At 65.3% G+C, this 1,062-nt stretch carries 2 protein-coding genes; both read right to left on the reverse strand.

Features of this window, described 5'->3' with window-relative positions; translation table 11 throughout:
- Positions 1-510 (reverse strand): LysE family translocator (locus tag ACSFA3_RS25665; protein WP_435508135.1); only part of this gene is annotated, 510 nt, incomplete at its 3' end.
- A 46-nt stretch (positions 511-556) separates the two neighbouring features.
- Positions 557-958, reverse strand: a complete 402-nt coding sequence (locus ACSFA3_RS25670; RefSeq protein WP_435508136.1) for a GFA family protein — start codon at positions 956-958, stop codon at positions 557-559.
- Between the last annotated feature and the right edge of the window lie 104 nt (positions 959-1,062).

Below are 1,062 nucleotides of genomic sequence, written 5' to 3' on the forward strand. Positions count from 1 at the left end.
TGCGAACACCGCATAGAGCGTGGCATTGGTCGCTGCCAGCACGACGAAAGTGACGGCCAGCACCCAGAGCTGGCGTGTCACGTCGGCCGCCGGGCTGATGAACTGCGGCAGGAAGGCCACGAAGAACACGATGCCCTTCGGGTTCAGCGCGGTCACCAGGTAGGTGTTGGCGAACAGCCGCAGCCGCGAGGCGGGCGCGGCCGGCGCGGCGACTTCGGTGGACGAGATGCCCGCGCGCAGCAGCTTGATGCCGAGGTACAGCAGGTACAGCCCGCCCACGCACTTGACCACCGTGAACCAGAAGGCCGATGTGGCCAGCAGAGCGCCCAGCCCCAGCAGCGACACCACTAGCGCCGTCGAGTCGCCGAGCGCCACGGCCGCCACCAGCGGCACGTTGGCGCGGCGGCCGTGGGACATGGAATAGCTGATCACCGTGAGGATGGTCGGCCCCGGAATGATCAGCATGACGGCGGAGGCCGCGACGAAGGCGAGCCAGAGTTCGATGGGCATGTGTATATCTTCAGATGGTGGTTTTTGCGGGAAACGATTCTCTTCGTCAGATTCCGATGGCCGTGCGCGCGACGTGCCAGGTGCCGCGGTGTCCGTCCACGTAGCTGATCGGCGAGTTGGCGAGGTCGTCGAGGTCCACGTAGTCCAGGCAGGTCACGTTCACGCCATAGGCGCTCGCGCCGGTCTCGGGGGAATGGCCCACGCCGAAGGAGCGCACGCTGCAATGCCTGCAGACGATGTAGTGGCTGTTGCGGGTGTCGAGCATCTGCTCGCTGAGTTCGGATTCGCCTTCGATCAGCCGGAAGGCATCGGTCGCGACGATGGCGGGCCAGAAGCGGGTCTTGGTGCAGATCGAGCAGTTGCAACGCAGGGTGCCCAGGCTCAGGTCGATGTTGGCCTCGAATCGCACGGCGCCGCAGTGGCAGCCGCCGGTATAAGTCTTTTTCATACGCTCGGAATTCGCATGGTGGTGCTGGAGAGCACCATATCAAAGGCGATGCTGCGGTGCTGGCGGCAGGTTATCCGGCAGGGCTGCTGCCGAAGCGCACGGCG

The sequence above is a fragment of the Variovorax glucosi genome, assembly GCF_051216695.1.
Lineage (GTDB): Bacteria > Pseudomonadota > Gammaproteobacteria > Burkholderiales > Burkholderiaceae_C > Variovorax.

Coding starts and splice junctions, on each gene's coding strand:
- ACSFA3_RS25670 (WP_435508136.1), bottom strand. CDS start 958: ATGAAAAAGACTTATACCGGCGGCTGCCACTGCGGCGCCGTGCGATTC.